The sequence below is a fragment of the Betaproteobacteria bacterium genome (genome assembly GCA_016194905.1).
In the GTDB taxonomy this organism is placed as follows: domain Bacteria; phylum Pseudomonadota; class Gammaproteobacteria; order Burkholderiales; family JACQAP01; genus JACQAP01.
Window position 1 is genome coordinate 24,774 of sequence record JACQAP010000008.1, and the last position, 19,663, is coordinate 44,436.

The following is a 19,663-nucleotide window of genomic DNA, read 5'->3' on the forward strand; positions in this document are numbered from 1 at the left end:
CGACCACGACCGGCTGGCCGGATAGCTGGCGTGCGTACCGGTGGATCTGGTTTCGGGCGCGCAGTATGACATCGCTTCGAATAGCATGCCGCCGCGCGTCGCCAAATCCCTGCTGTTAGAATCCGGCTACTTTCCAACTCCGCAATTCAGACGAAACCTCCATGAGCATCCAGCTTTTCACGCCCTTCCCCATGCGCGGCCTGACGTTGCCGAACCGTATTGTCGTCTCCCCGATGTGCCAGTACATGTCCGTGAACGGCTCGGCGAACGACTGGCACCTGATGCACCTCGGCCAGTTCGCCATGGGCGCGGCCGGCCTGGTCATCACCGAAGCCACTCATGTTTCTCCCGTCGGACGCATCTCGCCGCGTTGTCTCGGGCTGTACAGCGACGAGAACGAGAAGACGATCAAGCATGTGGTGGATTTCTGCCGCAAGCACGGCGTCGCCAGGCTCGGCATCCAGCTCGCGCATGCCGGCCGCAAAGGTTCGGCGCACACGCCGTTCGAAGGCGGCAAAGCGCTTGCCGCGAACGAGGGCGCCTGGACCACAGTGGCGCCGTCCGCCTTGCCGTACGGCCCCGGCTGGCACGTGCCGGAAGCACTCAGTCCGAGCGGTCTGGCGGACGTGAAGCAGCAGTTCGTCGAATCCGCGAAGCGGGCGCTGCGCATCGGCTTCGACCTCGTCGAGTTGCATGCCGCGCACGGTTACCTGATGCACCAGTTCCTGTCGCCGATTTCGAATCAGCGCACCGACGATTACGGCGGCTCGCTGGAAAATCGCATGCGCTTCCCGCTCGAGGTATTCGAGGCGGTACGCGCTGTGTGGCCGCAGGACCGCGCGCTTGGGGCGCGCGTGTCCGCCACCGACTGGATCGACGGCGGCTGGACGCCGGAAGAAACCGTGATGTTCGCCAGGGAACTGCGGTCGCGCGGCTGCGACTTCATCGACGTGAGTTCCGGCGCGCTGGATCCGCGCCAGCAGATCCCTTTCGGACCGGGATTCAATTTGCCTTTCGCCGAGAAAATAAAAAAGGCCGCCGGCATCGCCACAATGTCGGTGGGCATGATCACGAAGCCGGCACAGGCCGAGGAAATCGTTGCCAGCGGCAAAGCCGATCTGATCGCGATCGCGCGCGCGGCGATGGACGATCCGCGCTGGGCCTGGCGCGCGGCGCGCGAACTCGGCGGCGAGGCGCCCTATGCGCCGAACTACGTGCGCTGCAGTCCCGCGGTGTGGAAGCCCTGACCCTCGATCCGGAATCCGGAAAGGTCGTTACGTGACTGCGATCGCGCATGTTGTGGAGAGCCGCCGCCGCGAACTCGGCGGCGGCTTCGAGGTCAGGCGAATTTTGCCGTTCGGCGGCGGGCGCATGGTCGGACCTTTCATCTTCCTCGATCACATGGGGCCGGTTACCTTCCCCGCGGGACAGGGCGTCGACGTGCGCCCGCACCCGCATGTCTGCCTGGCCACGGTGACTTATCTCTTCGATGGCGAGATCGAGCATCGCGACAGCCTCGGCGTGGTGCAGACCATTCGTCCGGGCGACGTCAACTGGATGACGGCGGGCAGCGGCATCGTGCATTCGGAGCGTACGGGTGCGGCATTGCGCGCGTCGGGCCACAAGCTGCACGGGCTGCAATCGTGGGTGGCCTTGCCGCTTGCCGATGAAGAAACCGGGCCCGCGTTCCATCATTTTCCGGCAAAGCAGTTGCCGTTGCGGGATGTAGACGGCGTTCGCATGCGGCTCATTGCCGGCGGGGCCTTCGGCCTGCGCTCGCCGGTGCAAGTGTTCTCCGAAACGTTCTATGTCGATGCGACATGCGATTCTGGCGCAATACTCGAATTGCCGATCGAGCATGCGGAGCGCGCGGCTTACGTGGTCGAAGGCAGCATCGAAGTGGAAGGCCGGACCTTTGCGGAAGGAACGCTGTTGGTGTTCATCGAAGGCGAAGGTGTGAAGTTGCGCGCGAAGAATCCGAGTCGTGTCGCGCTGCTGGGTGGAGCGCCACTCGAAAGCCGGCGCCATATCTGGTGGAATTTTGTGGCGAGCTCGCCGGAACGCATCGAGCGGGCAAAGCGCGAATGGGCGGATGGAAAGTTTCCGCGCGTTCCCGGCGAGAGCGAGTTCATCCCGTTGCCGACCGGCTGAAGCAACCGGAATCGGCCGCATCGACGCGAGTTTCGGCTCACTGGACCCGCGCCATCAGATTCCGTTCGCGCTGGGCCTGGCCGCGCTAGCTGGGCGGCGAGACGCCGTGCGCGCCGAACTACGTGCGTTGCAGCCCCAGCGTATGGAAGCTTTGAATGATTCGCGTCGCCACACAGTTCGGAAACGGCTGGCAGTCAGAATGAATCCAGTGGTAGAAAGCCGAGCACTTCGGCCGTGGAGGAATCGAGGAGCACGGTCCAGAACACTTTTCTTCCCACGAGTGGCAGGTAAAGCACTGCATCGGGGGCGCGCCCGGTCCGTTCGATCGCCTGGTCGATATCCGCCGCCCTGTCGGGGAAGCGTTTCTTGAGCAAGACGGCAGGCTTGGCGGACTCAATCACCCGGATGCGTGCGTCCGGGTAGGGTTGCCACAGGTCCGGTCGCGCGCCGAGCGGCAACCCCTGCAACGCCGCCATCGTGGTATTGAATTTCTCGTCGGCATCCCGGAAAGGGCGCAATGCCAGCACAGTGGTCCCGAACGGAGGCAGTGTGCGCAATTCGGGTGGTGCCTGAGCAAGTAGTTCCTTCGGCACTTCGATCGCGTGGACCACGCGAAAGCGGTCGTACTCGAAAACCAGATGCACGGGGCGCGCTACGAACGCCGTCCACATGCCATAACCGAGGGCAACGAGCTGGACCACGCCAACGCAAACCAGATCGCGGCGAAGAACCAGCCAGGGCTTGGCGCGGTTGAAAATCGACAGGGTGATCAGTGGTCCGAGGATGACGTCAACCGATACCAGAATCAGAAATAGTTCACGTCCGCCGGAAATCTCGCGGTAGGGATCGGGATACCAGAAGACAAATACGAACAGCGCGGAGACGACCGCGATGATGGCACTGATGAAGAAGTGAACGGCGCAGGCCCGCAGTCGGTCTCGCCAAGAGAAATGGATTGCATTGAGCATGGTCGCAATGATTCGTGAGGCGCGCTTGATCGTTTGTCTCGTCGGCCAACGTCGGTTTCGTCGCGCCGGAACGCCTCCGGAATCCGTCCGGGCGCACGATAAGAATATCGCAATTTTCCGATCAATCAAGAGTGACGCTGCCACCGGGTCAGAGCGACGTGGCAACCCGCAGTGCTGAAAGCGGCGCAGCTTAGAATATCAGCCGTACCAGGTACAGGCTGACGATCGGGAACACGAACAGCAGGATCACGCGCAGGAAATCCGAGACCAGGAAGGGAATGACGCCCTTGAAGGTTTCCATCATCGGCACGTCCTTGGCGAGACTGTTGATCACGAAAATGTTCAGCCCCACGGGCGGATGCACCAGCCCGATCTCGACCACCATCAGCATCAGGATCCCGAACCAGATCGCCTTCTCGGTGTATTCGAGCCCCCACAGGTCGAGGCCCATGATCGCCGGGAAGATCACCGGAATGGTCAGGATGATGGTGGCGAGTTCGTCCATGAAAAAACCCATGACGATGTACATGGCGATGACGATGGCGACGATCGCCAGCGGCGACCAGCCGATGTGCGTGACCCAGTCGGCAAGCTGCTTCGGCATCTGCGACAAGGCCAGCGCGCCGTTCAGCATGTCGGCGCCGAGGAAGACCATGAAGATCATGCCGGAGGTTACGGCGGTGCCGAGGAAGCTGCGGCCGACGCCCTTGAGGCTGAGTTCACGCCGCAGCAGGGCTGCGGCGAACATTCCCGCCGCGCCCACCGCGGCGCCTTCGGTGGGCGTGAAGAATCCGCCGTAGATGCCGCCGAAGACGATGACGAACACCGCCGCAATCGGCCAGATCTCGAGGAAGGCGCGCAGGCGCCCGGCATTCGAGACGCGCGGCTGCGCCGGTCCGAGGTCGGGGCGCAGCGTCACGGTGATGGCGATCACGATGCAATAGCCGATCGCCGCGATGATGCCGGGGATGAAGGCCGCCATGAACAGCTTGGCGATATTCGTCTCGGTCAGGATCGCATACACCACCAGCGGCACCGATGGCGGAATCAGGATGCCGAGGGTGCCGCCGACAGCGAGCGTGGCCGTGGACAACCGGCCGGAGTAGTTCAGCCTGCGCATTTCCGGCAGCGCCACTTGCGCCAGCGTTGCCGCAGTGGCGACCGACGATCCGCACACCGCACCGAACATGGCACAGGCGACGATCGCCGCCATGGCCACGCCGCCGCGCAAATGCCCGATCAGCGAACTGGCGAACTTGAACAGGGAGCGGCTCAAGCCTCCCTGGGTGGCGAACTGCCCCATCAGGATGAACAGCGGGATCACCGACAGGTCGTAATTGGAAAAACGCGCGTAGGTCGCGCCTTTCAGGTGATTGAACAGTGCCGCATCGCCGGCGAGCAGCCAGTAACCGACCGCGCCGGGCAGGAACATCGCGACCGAAATCGGCACGCGCAGGATCATCAGCGCAAGCATCGCGCCGAACAGAGACAGGCCGAGGCTGAAATTATTCATCGCCGGCTTTCTTCCACGCGGTGCGCGCCGACTGCAGCGCCGCAAATACCGTAAGGAGCAGGCCCGGGATCATGGCGACATAGCCGATCCACAACGGGAAGCCGAGGATCATGGTGCTTTCGTTGCTGGCTTTGACGGCGATCGCGCCGGCACAGGTTCGCCATGTCACCAGCGCCATGACCAGCGCGAACAGCGCTGCGCCCATGGCGTCGAGCCGGCGTTGCTTTGTCTTGCGCAGGCGTACGGTAAAGAAATCGACGGTGAGGTTGCCGCCCTGCAATTGGCACCATGGCAGCATCAGCGCAATGCAGCCCGCCAGCGCGACCTGTACCAGTTCGAAGTCACCCTGAATCGGCTGGAAGCCGAGCGAGCGCATGACGATGGACGCGACCGCCATCGCGGCAATCGTGGTCAGGATCGCACCGCCCGCGAACGCCGATACGGCGGCGAGTTTTTCGATGAGTGACGGCTTGCCTGCCGGAGGGTTTGCGGTCGTGCTCACGATTTTCGTTGTTGTCGGGCCCGGACCCGCTTCTCCGTGTGACCTTTGGCTCCAGCATGGCCGCCGGATGTCGCGCCCTTTTATCGGACGGCCAACTGTTGGAAGTCCAATATTCTCACATTGCCGGCCGCGATGGGTGCCGCTGCGCTACTTTGGCGGTGCAACCACCACCTTGTCGTAGGGATGGCGCCGCGTGATCAGCTTCGAGTGGGCAAATACGTCCAGCGCGGTTTCGTAGTGCGCGGGATCGATCGCGATATCGCCGGCCCAGCAACCGAGTTCCTGGTAATAGCGTATCGCGGCGATCATGGCGTCCGGCGCGATGTCCGGAAAGAAAGATTGTTCCGCCCCGGCAACGGTCGTGGCGGACGCCGCCTGCACCCAGGCGCGGGCCTTGCGATAGGCGCGCGCGAAGCGAATCGCGTCCGGCGATGCCAGCCATCGCGGCGCCGCAGCAAGGCTGCTGAAAGCGACCGGGCCGATGGCTTCGCCGACCGAGGCGACGACTTCGGCCAGGCCCTCGTGCCGCAGTTGCTGCGGGTAGGGCGCCTGTTCGTGGTACCAGTCGCCCTGGCCTTTGCGGAATGCCGCCATCGATTTTTGCGGATTCCCCGCGTCGATGTCGGAGGTCTTGTCGAGCGAGACGCCTTTCTTGTGCAGTGCGTAAGCCAGCATCGCCTGCGGCTGGCCGCCGTGAGCGTACATGAATTTCCCGGTGGTCAGCTTGGCCCAGCCGAACTCCGGCACCGGATGGCGCGATGCGATGAGGAAACCGTCACGCTGGTTGATCTGCGCAAAACTGACGAAGGGCGGCCGCTCGCCTTTCTCCAGATAAGGCCAGGCTCCGGACACGGCGGTCTGCGAAACATGAATTGCGCCGGATACCAGCATTTCGCCGACGCTTTTTCCCGGCGGCATCACGCTATAAGTCGGTTCGAAGCCTTCCGCCGCGAAGAAGCCCTCGGCGATGCCGGCGATCAGCGGGCTGTAGAACGCTGAATGACGATAGACCATCAGATTGAGAGTTCCCATCGCGGCCATTATGATTCGTTCCGGCCGGAAATGTCCGGTATTGCGGGGGAGGGCACTTTGTCGGAAAGCAGGCGTAGGGGAATCTTTGCGTTGATCCGCAGCCGCCAGGACGCGCTGAACGTCGTCACCGACACGTCCATCGTGTTCCTGCTCGTGGCCGGCATCCTGGCGCTGCTCTATCTGATAGAAGGCGAGCGGACACTGCTCGACGTGGGACTGTTCGGGTTCCTCGGCGGTTTGCTCTGGCGTTTCAAAAGTCCCGCCGCCGCGATCACGCTGCTGCTCGTATCGGTCATGAGACTGTTCGTGACGCTGGCGCAGATTCTCGACACCGGCGAGGTCAACTGGATATTCGTGGTGATCACGGCCGTTGCTATCTTCACCAGCATTCGCGCGGCCGAGGCAACGCTGAAGCTGATCGGGCGTTTCCACCTTCCCGCAGCGCAGGACGAACAGCCCTGAGCGTTCAGTTCTTCGGGGCTCGCCTGTTGACGAGAAAAATCCCGGTTCCCACCATGGCGAGCGCGCCGAGGAAGGCCGGGCGCAGCGGTTCCGCGAGCACGACCGCTCCCATCATCACGCCGAACAGCGGTGTCAGGAATCCGAACACCGCCAGCCGTCCCGCGAGATAGCGGGTCAGCAGCCAGAACCAGGCCAGATAAGTCGCGAATGCGACAATCATGCCCTGATAGACCAGGCTTGCCACCGCGATCGGCGTGAGCGCTATCACACCCGCTTCCCCCATCAGCCACGACGCGATCGGCAAGGTCAGCGACGAAACCGCGAGCTGATAGAACAGCACTTTTGCTGCGCTGATGCGGGTGAGTCCGGTGGCGCGTATCCACACGGTGGTGGCCGACCAGAGGATGCCGCCGATGACTCCGAATGCATCGCCGAGCAGGGAAGCGGGTGACGACGCGAAGCCGTCGCCAAATGCGGTAACGATGCCGCCGAACGCCAGCAGGATGCCGATCCATTGCGCCGGATGCAGCCGCTCGCCCGGCACGAACCAGTGAAGCCCAAGCGCGGTCAGGCACGGCGCCGTGTAGACGAACACCACCATGCGCGATGCGCCGGTATGCGCGAGTCCGGCGTAGATGAACAGGAATTCCCCCGCGAACAGCGCGCCGGCAATCAGTCCGGCTTTCAGCGTGCCATCGCCGTCGAACAGCGGGATGTTGCGCATCCGCGCCCAGATCGTCAGCAGCACCGTGGCGAGTATCGAACGCAGGCCGCTCTGCATCACCGGGGAGATGTCCGCGGCCGCGAGCTTGGTCGCCACGTTGGTGAAGCCCCAGACAAAGCAGCACAACACCATCGTCGCAAAGGCGACGGAATCGAGAGGGACGCGTTTCACTTGTTGAGGGGCTAGGGGTTAGGGGCTAGGGAGGAAATTAAGTCAATGGAATCTCAATAATATTGCGGAGCGCTTATCGTCGAAGACCGGTACTAGAGTTTTTGTTTTTCCCTAGCCCCTAGTCCCTAACCCCTAGCCCCTCGCCGCCCGCGCAGCTTAGCGCATCGGCGGTTTCACCGACGTGCGAGATAGGCGCGGAAGAAGTCGAGGAAGGCGCGTACTTTTGCGGAAGTGTAGCGCGCGTTCGGGTACACGGCGTGCACGCCACCCTGCGGCAGCGACCAGCCCGCCAGCAATCGCACGAGGCGGCCGGCGCGAATATCGGCATCCAGCATGTATTGCGGCAGGATCGACACCCCCACGCCTTCGCGCATGAACGCACGTAATGACGCCGTGCTGTTGGTGCTGACCGTCGACGAGACTCGAACCGTCTGCGTCTTGCCGTCTTTCGCGCTGAAGGTCCAGGTGAGTGCGCCGCACAACAGAGTCAGCGCGATCCAGAGGTGCTTCGCCAGATCTTCCGGGCGCTTGGGTGTGCCGAATTTCTTCAGGTACGCCGGCGCGGCCGCGACGACCTGATCGAATCCACCCAGCCGAGCGGCACGCAGGCTCGAGTCGCGCAGCCAGCCGGTGCGGATGGCCAGGTCGAAGCGCCCGGCGACAAGGTCGACCACCTGATCGGTGGCAACGAATTCGACCTTTACCTCCGGGAACCGGTGCATGAATGCCGCCAGCGCAGGCACGACAACCGCCGAACCATAATCCTCCGCGGTCGTCAGCCGCAGTGTGCCGCTCGGCACTTCCGATCCGCCACCCACCCGCGCGATGGCCGCTTCCAGTTCCTGCAGCACCTGTGCGCAGTCGGCGTAGAACACCGCACCCGTCTCCGTCGGTGTCACCTTGCGCGTGGTCCGGGTCAGAAGACCGATACCCAGTTCCTTTTCCAGCCGGCTGACGTGCTGGCTGACCATGGCCTTGGTCAGCCCGAGTTTTTCCGCGGCTGCCGTGAACGAACCGGATTCCACCACGGCCGCGAAGGCCGCGAGGCGGTTGAGGTTGACCGAAGAGGCGACGGGCATGGCGATTGTTTAGCTTTGGTTGACAGAGAATTATGATTTGGACGCTTTATCCGATCAATACCCGGGAGGAAGATGGGCGGGTCGAAATATATCTGCGGAGGATCGAGTCATGATCGTACTGATGGGTGCAAACGGTAACATCACGTCCAGGCTGGCGAAGTTGCTGCTTGGCCAGGGCAGGAAAGTCAGGGTTGTCGGGCGCGATGCCGCGCACATGAAATCGCTGAAAGATGCCGGGGCGGAACTCGCTGTCGGCAGCGCGGCCGATGCGGCTTTTCTGGCGCAGCAGTTCAAAGGGGCCGATGCGGTGTACGCGATGATCCCGCCGGACTACTCCTCGGCGGATCACCGCAAATATCAGAATGCGGTGGGCGAAGCGGTCTCGCTGGCCATCGTCAGGAGCGGAGCGAAGAACGTCATCAGTCTTTCCAGTGCGGGCGCTGCATTACCCGGCGGCACCGGACCGATCGCCGGCCTGCACGACCAGGAAGAACGCTTGAAGAAGCTCCCCGGCGTCAACATCCTGCATCTGCGCGCGGCCTATTTCATGGAAAACCACTTGCATGCGATCGGGCTGATCAAGGCGTTCGGCGTCTATCCCGGCATGATCGTGCCGGACGCTCCGATGGCGATGATCGCGGTGCAGGACATCGCGGCGCATGCGGCAAAGGAACTGGTGCAGCCGACCTTCAAAGGCCAGTCGGTGCGTCATCTGATCGGGCCGCGTGACTACACCATGAGCCAGGCGGCGGGCATTCTCGGCGCGGCGATCGGCAAACCCGACCTCAAGTATGTCAAGGGCGATCCGGTGCAGGCCAAGGCCGGCATGGTGCAGAACGGCTTCTCGCAGAATGTCGCCGACCTGTTCGAGGAAATGAGCAACGCCATGTCCGACGGCCGCATTACCCGATCCATCGACGCCGGCACCACGATCCGCACGTCGACAACGCTGGAGCAGTTTGCCCCGGTGTTCAAGGCGGCGTTTGCCGGCGCCCACTGAATCGAGATCAAGCGCGTGCTTGCCGACGGCGACTTCGTCATCCTGCACGTGCACGGCATTCCCGAGCCGGGCGCGCGCGGCCTGGCGATCGTGGACATCTTCCGGGTGGACGGCGAGCGCATCGTCGAACACTGGGACGTAATCCAGGATATCCCCGAAAAAGCGGCCAACAATAACGGCATGTTCTGAGACAATCGCACTCTTAAGTCTGGCGCGCCGTCCGTCCAGAGTGGACGGCCGGTTTGCATTCATGCTGCCGGATCTTCAGGGAGGAGCGAAAAGCATGGCCGATGTTGCCGGTTACCGGCGGCCCCCGAAGGGCACACAGCCCGAATATCTTCATCCGCCTTACGCATCCACGCGCAAGCGCGCGCCGACCCGGCCGCTGATCCTGCTGCCGCATACATTGTCCGAGGTGACCGGCCCGGTGTTCGGCGAGGACGACGTGCGGCCGGAGGATCACGACCTCACGCGCCAGCACGCCGGTGACCCGCTGGGCGAGCGCATCATCGTCAGCGGCCGCGTGCTCGACGAAAACGATCGCCCGGTGCCGCATTCGCTGGTCGAGATCTGGCAATGCAATGCCGCGGGCCGCTACCGGCACCAGAACGACAATCACGACGCGCCGCTGGACCCGAACTTTACTGGCGCCGGCCGGGTGCTCACCGACAAGGAAGGCCGCTACCGCTTCGTCACCATCAAACCGGGCGCTTATCCGTGGCGCAATCATCACAACGCCTGGCGTCCCGCCCATATCCATCTTTCGCTGTTCGGCCGCGCGTTCGTGACGCGGCTGGTGACGCAGATGTATTTCCCCGGCGATCCGCTGTTGCCTCACGATCCGATTTTCAACGGTACTGCGAACGAAGGAGCGCGCCACCGGCTGGTGGCCGACTTCGACTGGGACACCACTGCGCCCGAATACGCACTGGGGTACCGTTTCGACATCGTATTGCGCGGCCGCAACGCGACGCCGCTGGAAAAAGTGAAATGAATCTCACGGCCACCGCATCGCAGACCGTCGGCCCGTTCTACCGCATCGGGCTGGAGCATCTCTACGTCAACGATCTCGCACCATCGGCAGCAGCGGGCGACAAGATCGTGATCCACGGTCGCGTGGTCGACGGCGATGGCAAACCCGTCAACGACGCCATCCTCGAAATCTGGCAGGCGGATGCGCACGGAAAATATGCCCACCCCGACGATGCACAGGACAAGCCACTGACGCCGGGTTTCAAGGGTTTCGGCCGCGTGCCGACCGATGAGAACGGCGGATTTCGCTTTACTACCGTCAAGCCGGGGAGCGTCGCCGGGCCGCGCGGAATGCCGCAGGCATCGCATCTGCTCGTCGCCGTGTTCATGCGCGGGCTGTTGATCCATTTGCTGACGCGCATTTATTTTCCGGACGATCCGGCCAACGCCACCGATCCCGTGTTGAAACTGGTTCCCGCGGAGCGTCGGTCCACGCTGATTGCAACGAAGGCCAACGACGGGCTCGAGTGGAATGCGATCCTGCAAGGCGAGAACGAAACGGTTTTCTTCAGCTACTGAACCGTGACCCGTACTCTTGAATCATGACCCGTCTTCTCGACCCGTTGTTCCGGACCGATGCGATGCGCGAGATCTTTTCCGATCGCGGGCGCCTGCAAGGCATGCTCGATTTCGAAGCGGCGCTTGCGCGGGCCGAAGCGCGCCTCGGAGTGATTCCGAAGGCGGTGACGCCGGCGATCGAGGCCCAATGCCAGGCGAAGTTGTTCGACATCGAAGCGCTGGCGCGCGCGGCGGCAACGGCCGGCAATACGGCTATTCCCATGGTGAAGGCGCTGACTGCCCTGGTCGGGAAGAAGGACAAGGAAGCGGCGGACTTTGTCCACTGGGGGGCGACCAGCCAGGATGCGATGGATACCGGACTGGTATTGCAACTGCGCAGCGCATTCGATTTGATCGACGCCGATCTCGCGCGGCTTGCGGATGTACTGGCACGCCTCGCGAAAAAACACAAACGCACGCCGATGGCGGGGCGCACCTGGCTGCAACAGGCGGTGCCGGTTACCCTCGGTCTGAAGGTGGCCGGCGCATTGAGCGCAGTGGAGCGGCATCGCGCGCGCCTGAGTGAGTTGCGTGCGCATGTGCTGGTCATCCAGTTCGGCGGTGCTGCGGGGTCGCTGGCGTCGCTCGGCGATTGCGGCCTCGACATCGCCAAGGCGCTGGCAGCGGAGTTGAAGCTCGGCGATCCGGATATTCCGTGGCATGCGCATCGCGATCGTGTCGCGGAAGTGGCCACGACGCTGGGTCTGCTGGTCGGCACGCTGGGGAAGATCGCGCACGACGTTGCGCTGATGATGCAGACCGAAGTCGGCGAAACTTTCGAACCGGCGGCACCCGGGCGCGGTGGGTCTTCGACCCTGCCGCATAAACGCAACCCGGTCGGCTGCGCTGTGGTGCTGGCCGCGGCAACGAAGGTGCCCGCGCTGGTGTCGGTGATGCTTGCGGCGATGGTGCAGGAGCACGAGCGCGGGCTCGGCAACTGGCACGCCGAGTGGGAAACGCTGCCGGAGATCTGCATGCTCTCGGCCGGCGCGTTGGAACAACTCACAAAGATAATCGAAGGTCTGCAGATCGACGCGGTGCGCATGCGCCATAATCTTGACGCCACGCATGGCCTCATCCTGGCCGAGGCAGTCTCCGCCGCGCTCGCGCCGAAGCTCGGCCGCGAAGCGGCGCATGGGCTGATCGAGGAGGCTTGCCGCCGCGCCATCGAACAGAACAAGCCGTTGCGCGATGTGCTGGCGAAAGATGCAAAGGTCCGCAAACATCTTTCCGCGTCCGATCTGGACCGGTTGTTCGACCCGGCCAACTATCTCGGCATATCCGAACAATTCGTCGAACGTGTGCTGGCCACGCGCACCCACTGGAAGAAACAAACATAGGAAAATCGTTATTCACGGAGGACACGGAGGAAAGGCAAGAGCAAGGATGTATTTGGGTAGGAACGTGTCAATGGGTGATGATCCGTCACGGCAAAATCTGGCAGTACAGGTTTTCGGATAGTCACTCTGCTATTAACCCCCGATCCGCTCTTCTCCATTTTTTCTCCGTGTTCTCCGTGATTCAATGGTCTTCCTTATCGAGATAAAAGAGGAGTGGGAATGGACGAACGAGAACGCTATGGCAAGGGACTGGAAGTGCGTCGTGCGGTGCTCGGCGATGCGCACGTGGATTGGACGCTGAAGACCCGGACGCCGTTCAACGACGATTTCCAGGATCTCATCACGCGTTACGCCTAGGGTGAAATCTGGACCCGCCCGGGCCTGCCGAAGCACACGCGCAGCATCGCCACGCTGGCGATGCTGGTCGCGCTCAACCGTCCCGACGAACTGAAGCTGCATCTGCGCGCGTCGGTCAACAATGGCGTGACCCGGGACGAGATCAAGGAATTGCTGATGCAATGCGCGATCTACTGCGGCGTGCCCGCCGCCAATGCTGCTTTCCACATGGCGAAGGAAGTCTTTGCCGAGATGGACGCCGGCAAGTGAATCGGTAAGCGATCGTTTTGTCCGAAAGGCATTTCCGTACCACGCTGATCCTCAGCGCGCTTGTCGCATTCGCGCCGATGTCGATCGACATGTACCTGCCGGCGTTGCCGGCGCTCGAACGCTATTTCGCCACCGACACCGCATCGGTGCAGCACACGCTGGCGTCCTTCTTCATCGGGCTCGCGATCGGGCAGCTTTTCTACGGGCCGCTCGCGGATCGTTACGGCCGCAAGCCGCCGCTGTATTTCGGACTCACCCTATATATAGCGGCTTCCGCGGGCTGCGCGCTGGCGCCGGGCATCGGCAGTCTCATCGGATTGCGTTTCCTGCAGGCGGTCAGCGGCTGCGCCGGCATGGTGGTGGCGCGCGCGGTGGTCCGGGATCTTTACGACTATCAGGAATCGGCGCGGGTGTTCTCCATATTGCTGATGGTGATGGGCATTGCGCCGGTGCTGGCGCCGCTGGCCGGTGGATACCTGCTGGCCTGGCTCGGCTGGCGTTCGATTTTCTGGGTGCTCGCGCTGTTCGGCGTGGCGTGCCTGCTCGCGGTGAAGTTCAGGCTGCCGGAGACACTTCCCAAAGACATGGCTCGTATTCCTCTCTCTTCTGCACTCGCGAACTACGCCAGCCTGCTGGCAGACCGGCGCTATCTCGGCTACGCCTTGTCCGGCGGATTCGGGCAAGCGGGGATGTTCGCCTACATCTCCGGCTCGCCGTTCGTGTTCATCGACCTGTACGGTGTGCCGGCGCACGCGTACGGCTGGCTGTTCGGTCTGAATGCGGCCGGCATCATCGCGTTCACGCAGGCCAACCGCCTCTTGCTTTTGCGTTACGACGCCGACCGGGTTCTCGGTATCGCAAACCTCGTGAATTTCCTGTTCTGCCTCGTGCTGCTCGCGATGGCGTTTACGAACGCAGTTGGATTGATCGGGATCCTGGTTCCGCTGTTCTTCGTTGTGTCCTTGCGCGGCTTGACGTTCCCGAATGCTTCCGCCGGCGCAATGGCGCCGTTTCCCGACAAGGCGGGAAGTGCGTCGGCATTGCTGGGCAGCGTGCAGTTTGTGATTGCCGCTATCGCCAGTGCGGCGGTGGGAATCTTGCACGACGGGACTGCGGTGCCGATGGCTGCGGTAATCACGGTTTGCGGGTTGCTGGCGTTCGTTACTTACCGCTGGCTTGCGCGAATGGACTAGAGCGAAGAGCGTTGACGCAAAGGGCGCAAAGGAAAAAAGAGAGGGCGCGAAGTAAGTGCGGGATGGGGCGGTGCGGGAGCGTCGCCCCTTTTGTTTTGGCTTTCTCCCGGGATTCTTCCCCTTGAAGCCGCGTGGCACTCAGCACGCATCCGTTAACGCATAAGTTGCGCTTGCGCACTAATCCGCAGCAGAATGATGCTGTATCGACTATGACGCGGAGGTTTTATCCATATCCACGGCAAAAAAGAAGAACTCACTCGTCTGATCCAGGAGCAACCGGAGGACAGATCGCGCGAGGAAATCGTGTGCGAGCTTGCCTTTTATGTCATGGTGGAGCGGGGCTGGCTGACTCGGACGCAAAACGCACGATTTCCAGTGAATTGTCGTCACTTCTGATGTTTATTTTCCATTGGAATGCAAAATACATCAGTGGCCCATCGATATTGGGAGATGTATCTTGGAGTGTCGAACATGCTCGCCTATGACACAGATTTGAATCTTGATCTTGCTTTGGGCGACCGCTACAAAAGCGAGACGCAAAAGGCAAGGGTTATTTCGGAAGCATGGACCGAAAGAAATGCATTCTGCTGTTCATGCGGAGGCACCCTGACAAGAGGACAAAACAATGCGCGTGTGCTTGATTTCACCTGTGTGAAATGTGAAAACGAATTCGAATTAAAGAGTACTCGTGGAAATTTCTCTACCAAGATACCCGATGGAGCATTTGAGGCGATGATGGCCCGCCTAAGTGATGCTTCTAGTCCGGACTTCTTTTTTCTCACTTACGATGTCAGCTCTTCTCGCGTGACAAATTTCTTTGCAATTCCAACCTACTTCCTTGATGCAACCGTAATTGAGAAGCGAAAGCCGCTGAGCCCTCAGGCGAGACGCGCAGGCTGGGTAGGATGCAATATCGTCATGAATCGCATTCCAGAAGCTGGTAGGGTTTTCTACGTAAGGAACAGCGAAATCCTAAAAAGGTCGGCTGTCATAGAAACGTGGGGACGAACTGCTTTTCTGCGGCGTGAAACGAACCTCGAAGCTAGAGGATGGACACTGGAGATTCTTCGTAATATCCAGTCTCTAAATGTCCGAGAATTCACGCTTCAAAAAATGTATGACTTCGAGGCTCAATTGAAGCGGCGATTCCCGCGCAACAATTTCATTCGAGCTAAAATTCGCCAGCAATTGCAGGTCTTAAGAGATGCCGGCCTCATAGTGTTCGAAGGTCGGGGACGCTACGTGGCCAATTTTGGTCCCTCTATCGAACCATCGCAACATATGCAGCCCGCGAACTCGGTAATCTCTGTAACAAATTAGGAGGGGAATCGGTGTCTTATCTTAACTACTATCACTGCTCTTGTGGAACGCGTTGGGTCGATACGTGGAGTTGTACGTGCAATGATCGATGCCCAGTATGCAATAAGGAAATCGAGCCTTATCGTTCGGATGACTTTCCTCAGAACGAAGGCCAGAGTTCGGTCGCACCCGCGCAACGCAATGATGCGGCCATATAAGCCCGCAAAATAGGCGCAGCAAAAAAGGGGGGTCAGAGCAGCAGAAAAGAGGGCCAGTTCTTTACCTTATAGGCGACACGGACCGTGTACGTGCTTCATTGACGGGATCGACTGAACCGCGGCAGAGCGAATGCGCGCGGTAAGACCACTGCGTAGTCAGGTGTCCAGCGTGATCGAATTTTGGTGCAAATGCTGCATGGTATTGGCTTGGTTGCTGCCAGTTGTAGCCGCCGCTGCGGATGGCCGGCATTCCGTCGCATTCGACCTCGGATCGGCTGCGATCCGCTACCATAAGCAATACCGCCTCCCGGTGGACGATGCGCCGAAGCACGTTCTGCGCATTTACGATCTGAGCCGCGAGTTCGCGCCCGGGTTTTTTGCTCTCGGTGCGGTCGCGGTCACAACGATCCGGGAATGGGGATCGAGCGACCTTGTCGACGAGAACGGGACCGAGTCGGCGTACGTGATGTTCGTTCTGGAAGACGGCAACCGCGTATTCGGGCGTTATCGCGGGACGGTCGAGACCCGGCGCTGGCCGGATGGCTCGCGCCACTACGACATCCGGGGCGTCATCAATCTTACTGGCGGCACCGGCGAGTTCGGGAACATCCGCGGCGCGATCAGCACCTGGCAGGCGCTCGACCCAGGCGCGGACAGCAGTCAGGGGCGAGCCGAGGGCGAATACTGGTTCGAACGGTGAATGATTTTCAGAACGACCGCGTCGGCCCTGCGGCATTGTCTTACTCTTGCGGTTGTCCGGACTGATGGCAAAGGCGAAATCGTCTCGTGATGCGGTCGCCCCCAAAGAGCGGGTGAAGCGAAAAGAACCACGTCGCCTCGACCGCGCCGCGTTCAACCGGACCACTCTCCAAGTCGCCCGTGACCTCTTAGGTAAATTTATCGTGCGGAGTTATCGAGGTCGCAATATCTCCGGGATGATCACCGAAGTGGAAGCGTACAAGGGTCCGAGGGACGCCGCTTCTCATGCCCGCGGAGGGCGACGTACTGCGAGGGTCGAACCCCTCTATGCCGCTGGCGGGACGGTGTACGTGTACTTCATCTACGGCATCCACTGGATGCTCAACTTCAGCACTTCCGGCAAAGACATACCGGAGGGCGTTCTGATTCGCGGCATCCTGGCCGACCCCAACGGGGAGCGGAAACTCCTCGCCGGACCGGGCAGAGTCACCAAATATCTGAAGATCGACAAGAAGCTCGACGGCGCGGACGTGACAGACTCGAAGCAGATCTGGCTCGAGGATCGGGGAGTCCGCATACCAGCGCGATCCATCAAGCGCGGACCCCGCATCGGCGTCGACTTCGCGGGGCCGTACTGGGCTGCGCGGCCTTGGCGATTCTGGATCGAACGTAGTACGGCCGCACTGGTCACTAACCGGCTGTTGAAATAAGGCGGGCTTCCTCAGCGTGCTTTCGCATGCTCGCTTGCCCACCGAATGGCGTAATCGGCGACTTCCTCCCATCCAGGTTCGGCGCAGAGGAAGTGCGAGCGGCCCGGGAATAATTTGAAGTCCGTCCTAACCGGCGACTTGCTGTGCTTGCGGTAGGCCGCTTCGACCATGCCGGGCGTGACGGTACGGTCCTTCTCCCCGGCAATCAGCAGCAGCGGGGCGCGATCCGGGTTCTTCCAGTTCACGCCGGTGCCGATACCAATTGCGCCCTCAAAGTAAATGCGTCCGGGCGTGGGCACGATCTGTCGTTCATAAGTCGCGCGCTTTTCCGCCTCCGGCAATCCGTTGGCGAAATCCCTGGAGAAGTTCTCGAATTTCATCGTCAGCGTGCGGTTCCATCCGTTCCAGGCGAACAGCACCGGAAGCGCGCTGAGTAATGCGGTTGGCCCGACGATGACCCCGCGCGGAGCCGCGGGATCGATGGCCACGCCCGCCGCCCCCAGGCCGCGATCCAGAAGCAACTGGGTGAATAACCCTCCGAAGGAATGCCCCATGATGATGGGCGGTTCGGGCAGTTCGCGGATCTTGGCGGCGTAGTGATCGACGATTTTCCCGACCGTCAGATTTTTCAATTCCGGATGCGGCGCGCGTTTCAGTTCCGCGACCGGACGATCGTCATAAGGCCAGGCCGGCGCAATGACCTTGTAACCCTGTGCTTCGTAGCGGGTCTTGAACGACTCCCAGCCCGCGGGGGTGAGCCAGGCGCCATGGATGAGCATTACAGTCTTGGCCATTCCAGTCTCCTCTTGAGAATTCTCAGCGGATCAGTGCATCCTAGCTTGATCAGGTTGAGCGTGGGCAGAACCTGCTGCAACCGGCCGCCGGCGGCGAGTGTTGCGATTTTCCCGCAAGATCGGAATCGCGCCCATCCCGATGATCGCGTGAGCGATACCATGGCGTGTGCGCCGACTTCCAAGCCTGACCATCCGCCGCCCAAACCGTTCCCCGGCACCCGTGCATGAAGCTCCATTCAAACGACCTGGATAAAATATCCGCCCTGACCCTGGAACACTACAACCAGCGCGCCGAGGATTTTCGCGACGGCACGTACGATCATGACGTGAGCCAGAACATCGCCGCACTGCTGGGCCATATCGAAGCCGAGCCACCCTTCACGATTCTCGATTTCGGCTGTGGACCGGGGCGCGACCTCAAGACATTCGCCGCTCTCGGCCACCTTGCGATCGGGCTGGATGGCGCCGCGCGTTTTGCGGAGATGGCGCGAACGGAGTCAGGCTGCGACGTATGGCAGCAGGATTTCCTCAAGCTCGATCTGCCGGACGGGCACTTCGACGGCGTATTCGCCAATGCCGCGCTGTTTCATGTTCCGTCCCAGGAGCTGCCGCGCGTGCTGCGGCAATTGCATGCTACGCTGAAGCCCGGCGGCGTGCTGTTCAGCTCCAACCCGCGCGGCCGCAATGAGGAAGGCTGGAACCACGGTCGTTACGGCGCCTATCATGATCTTGAAGCCTGGCGCGCCCGGATGTCGGATGCGGGATTCATCGAACTCGATCACTACTACCGGCCGGCCGGATTGCCGCGCGAAGAGCAGCCCTGGCTGGCGAGCGTATGGCGCAGACCGGCACCTTGAGCGGACCATGAAAGACGCGGTATGAATGAACTCTTTGCCGGGTTGATCGCCGGCGTGTTCGGAATGGCTTATTTTGTGTACGGGAAACGTCAGGCAAAATTCGCTCCGATGATCTGCGGCGTTCTGCTCTGCCTGTATCCCTACTTCATCGATAGTCTTGCCTGGTTGTGCGTTATCGGGGCGGCGCTGCTCGTCGTGCCGTTCGTGACGGATTTCTAGACCTTCGATTGCCCATGCGATTATCCGACGGACTGCGCGCGGTCGCCGCATACGAAGCGGCCAAGGGAGCATTGGTACTCTTTGCGGGATTCGGGCTGCTATCGCTTTTGCAGCACGATGCGCAGTACTTTGCCGAGCAGTTGGTGGCGCATCTTCACCTCAATCCCGCCAAAGGATATCCACGCATCTTCATCGATGCGATGACGAACGTCACGGACGCCCGGCTGTGGCTTCTCGCCGGGTTGGCGCTCGTTTATGCCGCGGTCAAAGGGATCCTGGCGTATGGCCTCTGGCTGGAAAGGCGCTGGGCGGAGTGGTTTGCCGTTGCCAGTGTCGGCATCTACGTGCCGGCAGAGGTATACGAGATCGTTCGGGGGGTTACCTGGACAAAAATACTGCTGTTGATCGTCAACGTCTGTATCGTGGCGTATCTGATTTATGTGTTGTGGCGTTTGAAAGGCAGCCGGATCGAACAGCAGAACAAAGAGACCGGATCCTAAAGTCCTGGCCTCAGGCGCCGCAGCGCGTATTTCGAT

At 61.4% G+C, this 19,663-nt stretch carries 22 protein-coding genes and 1 pseudogene; 16 read left to right on the forward strand and 7 right to left on the reverse strand.

The window, feature by feature from the left end:
• The first annotated feature begins 161 nt into the window (after window positions 1-161).
• Window positions 162-1,247 (forward strand): NADH:flavin oxidoreductase/NADH oxidase, encoded by a 1,086-nt coding sequence (locus HY067_03575; protein MBI3527025.1) that lies wholly within the window; start codon window positions 162-164, stop codon window positions 1,245-1,247.
• Window positions 1,201-2,151 (forward strand): pirin family protein, encoded by a 951-nt coding sequence (locus HY067_03580; protein ID MBI3527026.1) that lies wholly within the window; start codon window positions 1,201-1,203, stop codon window positions 2,149-2,151. The genes HY067_03575 and HY067_03580 overlap by 47 nt, the downstream gene beginning before the upstream one ends.
• A 194-nt stretch (window positions 2,152-2,345) precedes the next feature.
• On the opposite strand, the gene HY067_03585 is transcribed toward HY067_03580, so the two are convergent.
• The 4 genes from HY067_03585 to HY067_03600 form a co-directional block, all read right to left on the reverse strand.
• Window positions 2,346-3,119: a pilus assembly protein gene (locus tag HY067_03585; GenBank protein MBI3527027.1), complete on the reverse strand. Its 774-nt coding sequence runs from the start codon at window positions 3,117-3,119 to the stop codon at window positions 2,346-2,348.
• A 190-nt stretch (window positions 3,120-3,309) separates the two neighbouring features.
• On the reverse strand, window positions 3,310-4,632 hold the full coding sequence (locus HY067_03590) for a TRAP transporter large permease (protein ID MBI3527028.1): 1,323 nt from the start codon (window positions 4,630-4,632) through the stop codon (window positions 3,310-3,312).
• Window positions 4,625-5,134 carry a TRAP transporter small permease gene (locus tag HY067_03595; GenBank protein ID MBI3527029.1) on the reverse strand — a complete coding sequence of 170 codons (510 nt, stop codon included), beginning with the start codon at window positions 5,132-5,134 and terminating at the stop codon, window positions 4,625-4,627. Before HY067_03595 ends, HY067_03590 begins: the two co-directional genes overlap by 8 nt.
• Before the next feature lie 147 nt (window positions 5,135-5,281).
• On the reverse strand, window positions 5,282-6,166 hold the full coding sequence (locus HY067_03600) for an ABC transporter substrate-binding protein (GenBank protein MBI3527030.1): 885 nt from the start codon (window positions 6,164-6,166) through the stop codon (window positions 5,282-5,284).
• 90 nt (window positions 6,167-6,256) lie between these two features.
• Here HY067_03600 and HY067_03605 point away from each other — a divergent pair, with 90 nt between their 5' ends.
• Window positions 6,257-6,628, forward strand: a complete 372-nt coding sequence (locus tag HY067_03605; protein MBI3527031.1) for a hypothetical protein — start codon at window positions 6,257-6,259, stop codon at window positions 6,626-6,628.
• Window positions 6,629-6,632: 4 nt separating this feature from the next.
• Here HY067_03605 and HY067_03610 read toward each other — a convergent pair whose 3' ends face one another.
• Both HY067_03610 and HY067_03615 read right to left on the reverse strand, forming a co-directional pair.
• Entirely contained in the window at window positions 6,633-7,484 is an 852-nt protein-coding gene (locus HY067_03610; GenBank protein MBI3527032.1) for a DMT family transporter, read from the reverse strand.
• 212 nt (window positions 7,485-7,696) lie between these two features.
• Window positions 7,697-8,602, reverse strand: a complete 906-nt coding sequence (locus HY067_03615; protein ID MBI3527033.1) for a LysR family transcriptional regulator — start codon at window positions 8,600-8,602, stop codon at window positions 7,697-7,699.
• A 109-nt stretch (window positions 8,603-8,711) separates the two neighbouring features.
• Between HY067_03615 and HY067_03620 the strand changes: the two genes are divergently transcribed.
• The 10 genes and pseudogenes from HY067_03620 (at window position 8,712) to HY067_03665 (ending at window position 17,257) form a co-directional block, all read left to right on the forward strand.
• The gene (locus HY067_03620; GenBank protein ID MBI3527034.1) at window positions 8,712-9,602 is read left to right on the forward strand and encodes an NAD(P)H-binding protein; all 891 of its coding nucleotides are present in this window, start codon (window positions 8,712-8,714) and stop codon (window positions 9,600-9,602) included.
• 15 nt (window positions 9,603-9,617) lie between these two features.
• Entirely contained in the window at window positions 9,618-9,791 is a 174-nt protein-coding gene (locus tag HY067_03625) for a hypothetical protein (GenBank protein ID MBI3527035.1), read from the forward strand.
• Between the two features lie 94 nt (window positions 9,792-9,885).
• Complete coding sequence (gene pcaH, locus HY067_03630; protein MBI3527036.1) at window positions 9,886-10,596, forward strand: protocatechuate 3,4-dioxygenase subunit beta; 711 nt, start codon at window positions 9,886-9,888, stop codon at window positions 10,594-10,596.
• The gene (gene pcaG / locus HY067_03635) at window positions 10,593-11,153 is read left to right on the forward strand and encodes a protocatechuate 3,4-dioxygenase subunit alpha (protein ID MBI3527037.1); all 561 of its coding nucleotides are present in this window, start codon (window positions 10,593-10,595) and stop codon (window positions 11,151-11,153) included. The genes pcaH and pcaG overlap by 4 nt, the downstream gene beginning before the upstream one ends.
• Before the next feature lie 23 nt (window positions 11,154-11,176).
• Window positions 11,177-12,532, forward strand: coding sequence for a 3-carboxy-cis,cis-muconate cycloisomerase (locus HY067_03640; protein MBI3527038.1), 1,356 nt, complete (start codon window positions 11,177-11,179; stop codon window positions 12,530-12,532).
• Window positions 12,533-12,751: 219 nt separating this feature from the next.
• A pseudogene (pcaC, locus tag HY067_03645) lies at window positions 12,752-13,138 on the forward strand (4-carboxymuconolactone decarboxylase).
• Between the two features lie 17 nt (window positions 13,139-13,155).
• Window positions 13,156-14,331: a Bcr/CflA family multidrug efflux MFS transporter gene (locus HY067_03650; protein MBI3527039.1), complete on the forward strand. Its 1,176-nt coding sequence runs from the start codon at window positions 13,156-13,158 to the stop codon at window positions 14,329-14,331.
• A gap of 471 nt (window positions 14,332-14,802) precedes the next feature.
• Window positions 14,803-15,651 carry a restriction endonuclease gene (locus HY067_03655; protein MBI3527040.1) on the forward strand — a complete coding sequence of 283 codons (849 nt, stop codon included), beginning with the start codon at window positions 14,803-14,805 and terminating at the stop codon, window positions 15,649-15,651.
• A gap of 366 nt (window positions 15,652-16,017) precedes the next feature.
• A complete protein-coding gene (locus HY067_03660) occupies window positions 16,018-16,548 on the forward strand; it encodes a hypothetical protein (GenBank protein MBI3527041.1) in 531 nt (176 codons plus the stop codon).
• 64 nt (window positions 16,549-16,612) lie between these two features.
• A complete protein-coding gene (locus HY067_03665; protein MBI3527042.1) occupies window positions 16,613-17,257 on the forward strand; it encodes a DNA-3-methyladenine glycosylase in 645 nt (214 codons plus the stop codon).
• Between the two features lie 11 nt (window positions 17,258-17,268).
• Here the strand turns inward: HY067_03665 and HY067_03670 are convergent, their stop codons facing one another.
• Window positions 17,269-18,051, reverse strand: a complete 783-nt coding sequence (locus HY067_03670; protein MBI3527043.1) for an alpha/beta hydrolase — start codon at window positions 18,049-18,051, stop codon at window positions 17,269-17,271.
• A gap of 224 nt (window positions 18,052-18,275) precedes the next feature.
• Here HY067_03670 and HY067_03675 point away from each other — a divergent pair, with 224 nt between their 5' ends.
• Genes HY067_03675 through HY067_03685 form a run of 3 tightly spaced genes read left to right on the forward strand, consistent with a single transcriptional unit; the run spans window position 18,276 to window position 19,627 of the window.
• Window positions 18,276-18,908 carry a class I SAM-dependent methyltransferase gene (locus HY067_03675; GenBank protein ID MBI3527044.1) on the forward strand — a complete coding sequence of 211 codons (633 nt, stop codon included), beginning with the start codon at window positions 18,276-18,278 and terminating at the stop codon, window positions 18,906-18,908.
• Between the two features lie 21 nt (window positions 18,909-18,929).
• Window positions 18,930-19,127, forward strand: a complete 198-nt coding sequence (locus HY067_03680; protein MBI3527045.1) for a hypothetical protein — start codon at window positions 18,930-18,932, stop codon at window positions 19,125-19,127.
• 14 nt (window positions 19,128-19,141) lie between these two features.
• Window positions 19,142-19,627 carry a DUF2127 domain-containing protein gene (locus HY067_03685; GenBank protein ID MBI3527046.1) on the forward strand — a complete coding sequence of 162 codons (486 nt, stop codon included), beginning with the start codon at window positions 19,142-19,144 and terminating at the stop codon, window positions 19,625-19,627.
• The last annotated feature ends 36 nt before the right edge of the window (window positions 19,628-19,663 follow it).

Coding starts and splice junctions, on each gene's coding strand:
- HY067_03640 (MBI3527038.1), top strand. CDS start 11,177: ATGACCCGTCTTCTCGACCCGTTGTTCCGGACCGATGCGATGCGCGAG.
- pcaG (MBI3527037.1), top strand. CDS start 10,593: ATGAATCTCACGGCCACCGCATCGCAGACCGTCGGCCCGTTCTACCGC.
- HY067_03680 (MBI3527045.1), top strand. CDS start 18,930: ATGAATGAACTCTTTGCCGGGTTGATCGCCGGCGTGTTCGGAATGGCT.
- HY067_03610 (MBI3527032.1), bottom strand. CDS start 7,484: ATGGTGTTGTGCTGCTTTGTCTGGGGCTTCACCAACGTGGCGACCAAG.
- HY067_03620 (MBI3527034.1), top strand. CDS start 8,712: ATGATCGTACTGATGGGTGCAAACGGTAACATCACGTCCAGGCTGGCG.
- HY067_03615 (MBI3527033.1), bottom strand. CDS start 8,602: ATGCCCGTCGCCTCTTCGGTCAACCTCAACCGCCTCGCGGCCTTCGCG.
- HY067_03575 (MBI3527025.1), top strand. CDS start 162: ATGAGCATCCAGCTTTTCACGCCCTTCCCCATGCGCGGCCTGACGTTG.
- HY067_03655 (MBI3527040.1), top strand. CDS start 14,803: ATGCTCGCCTATGACACAGATTTGAATCTTGATCTTGCTTTGGGCGAC.
- HY067_03600 (MBI3527030.1), bottom strand. CDS start 6,166: ATGGGAACTCTCAATCTGATGGTCTATCGTCATTCAGCGTTCTACAGC.
- HY067_03580 (MBI3527026.1), top strand. CDS start 1,201: ATGCGCCGAACTACGTGCGCTGCAGTCCCGCGGTGTGGAAGCCCTGAC.
- HY067_03590 (MBI3527028.1), bottom strand. CDS start 4,632: ATGAATAATTTCAGCCTCGGCCTGTCTCTGTTCGGCGCGATGCTTGCG.
- pcaH (MBI3527036.1), top strand. CDS start 9,886: ATGGCCGATGTTGCCGGTTACCGGCGGCCCCCGAAGGGCACACAGCCC.
- HY067_03585 (MBI3527027.1), bottom strand. CDS start 3,119: ATGCTCAATGCAATCCATTTCTCTTGGCGAGACCGACTGCGGGCCTGC.
- HY067_03670 (MBI3527043.1), bottom strand. CDS start 18,051: ATGGCCAAGACTGTAATGCTCATCCATGGCGCCTGGCTCACCCCCGCG.
- HY067_03685 (MBI3527046.1), top strand. CDS start 19,142: ATGCGATTATCCGACGGACTGCGCGCGGTCGCCGCATACGAAGCGGCC.
- HY067_03665 (MBI3527042.1), top strand. CDS start 16,613: ATGGCAAAGGCGAAATCGTCTCGTGATGCGGTCGCCCCCAAAGAGCGG.
- HY067_03675 (MBI3527044.1), top strand. CDS start 18,276: ATGAAGCTCCATTCAAACGACCTGGATAAAATATCCGCCCTGACCCTG.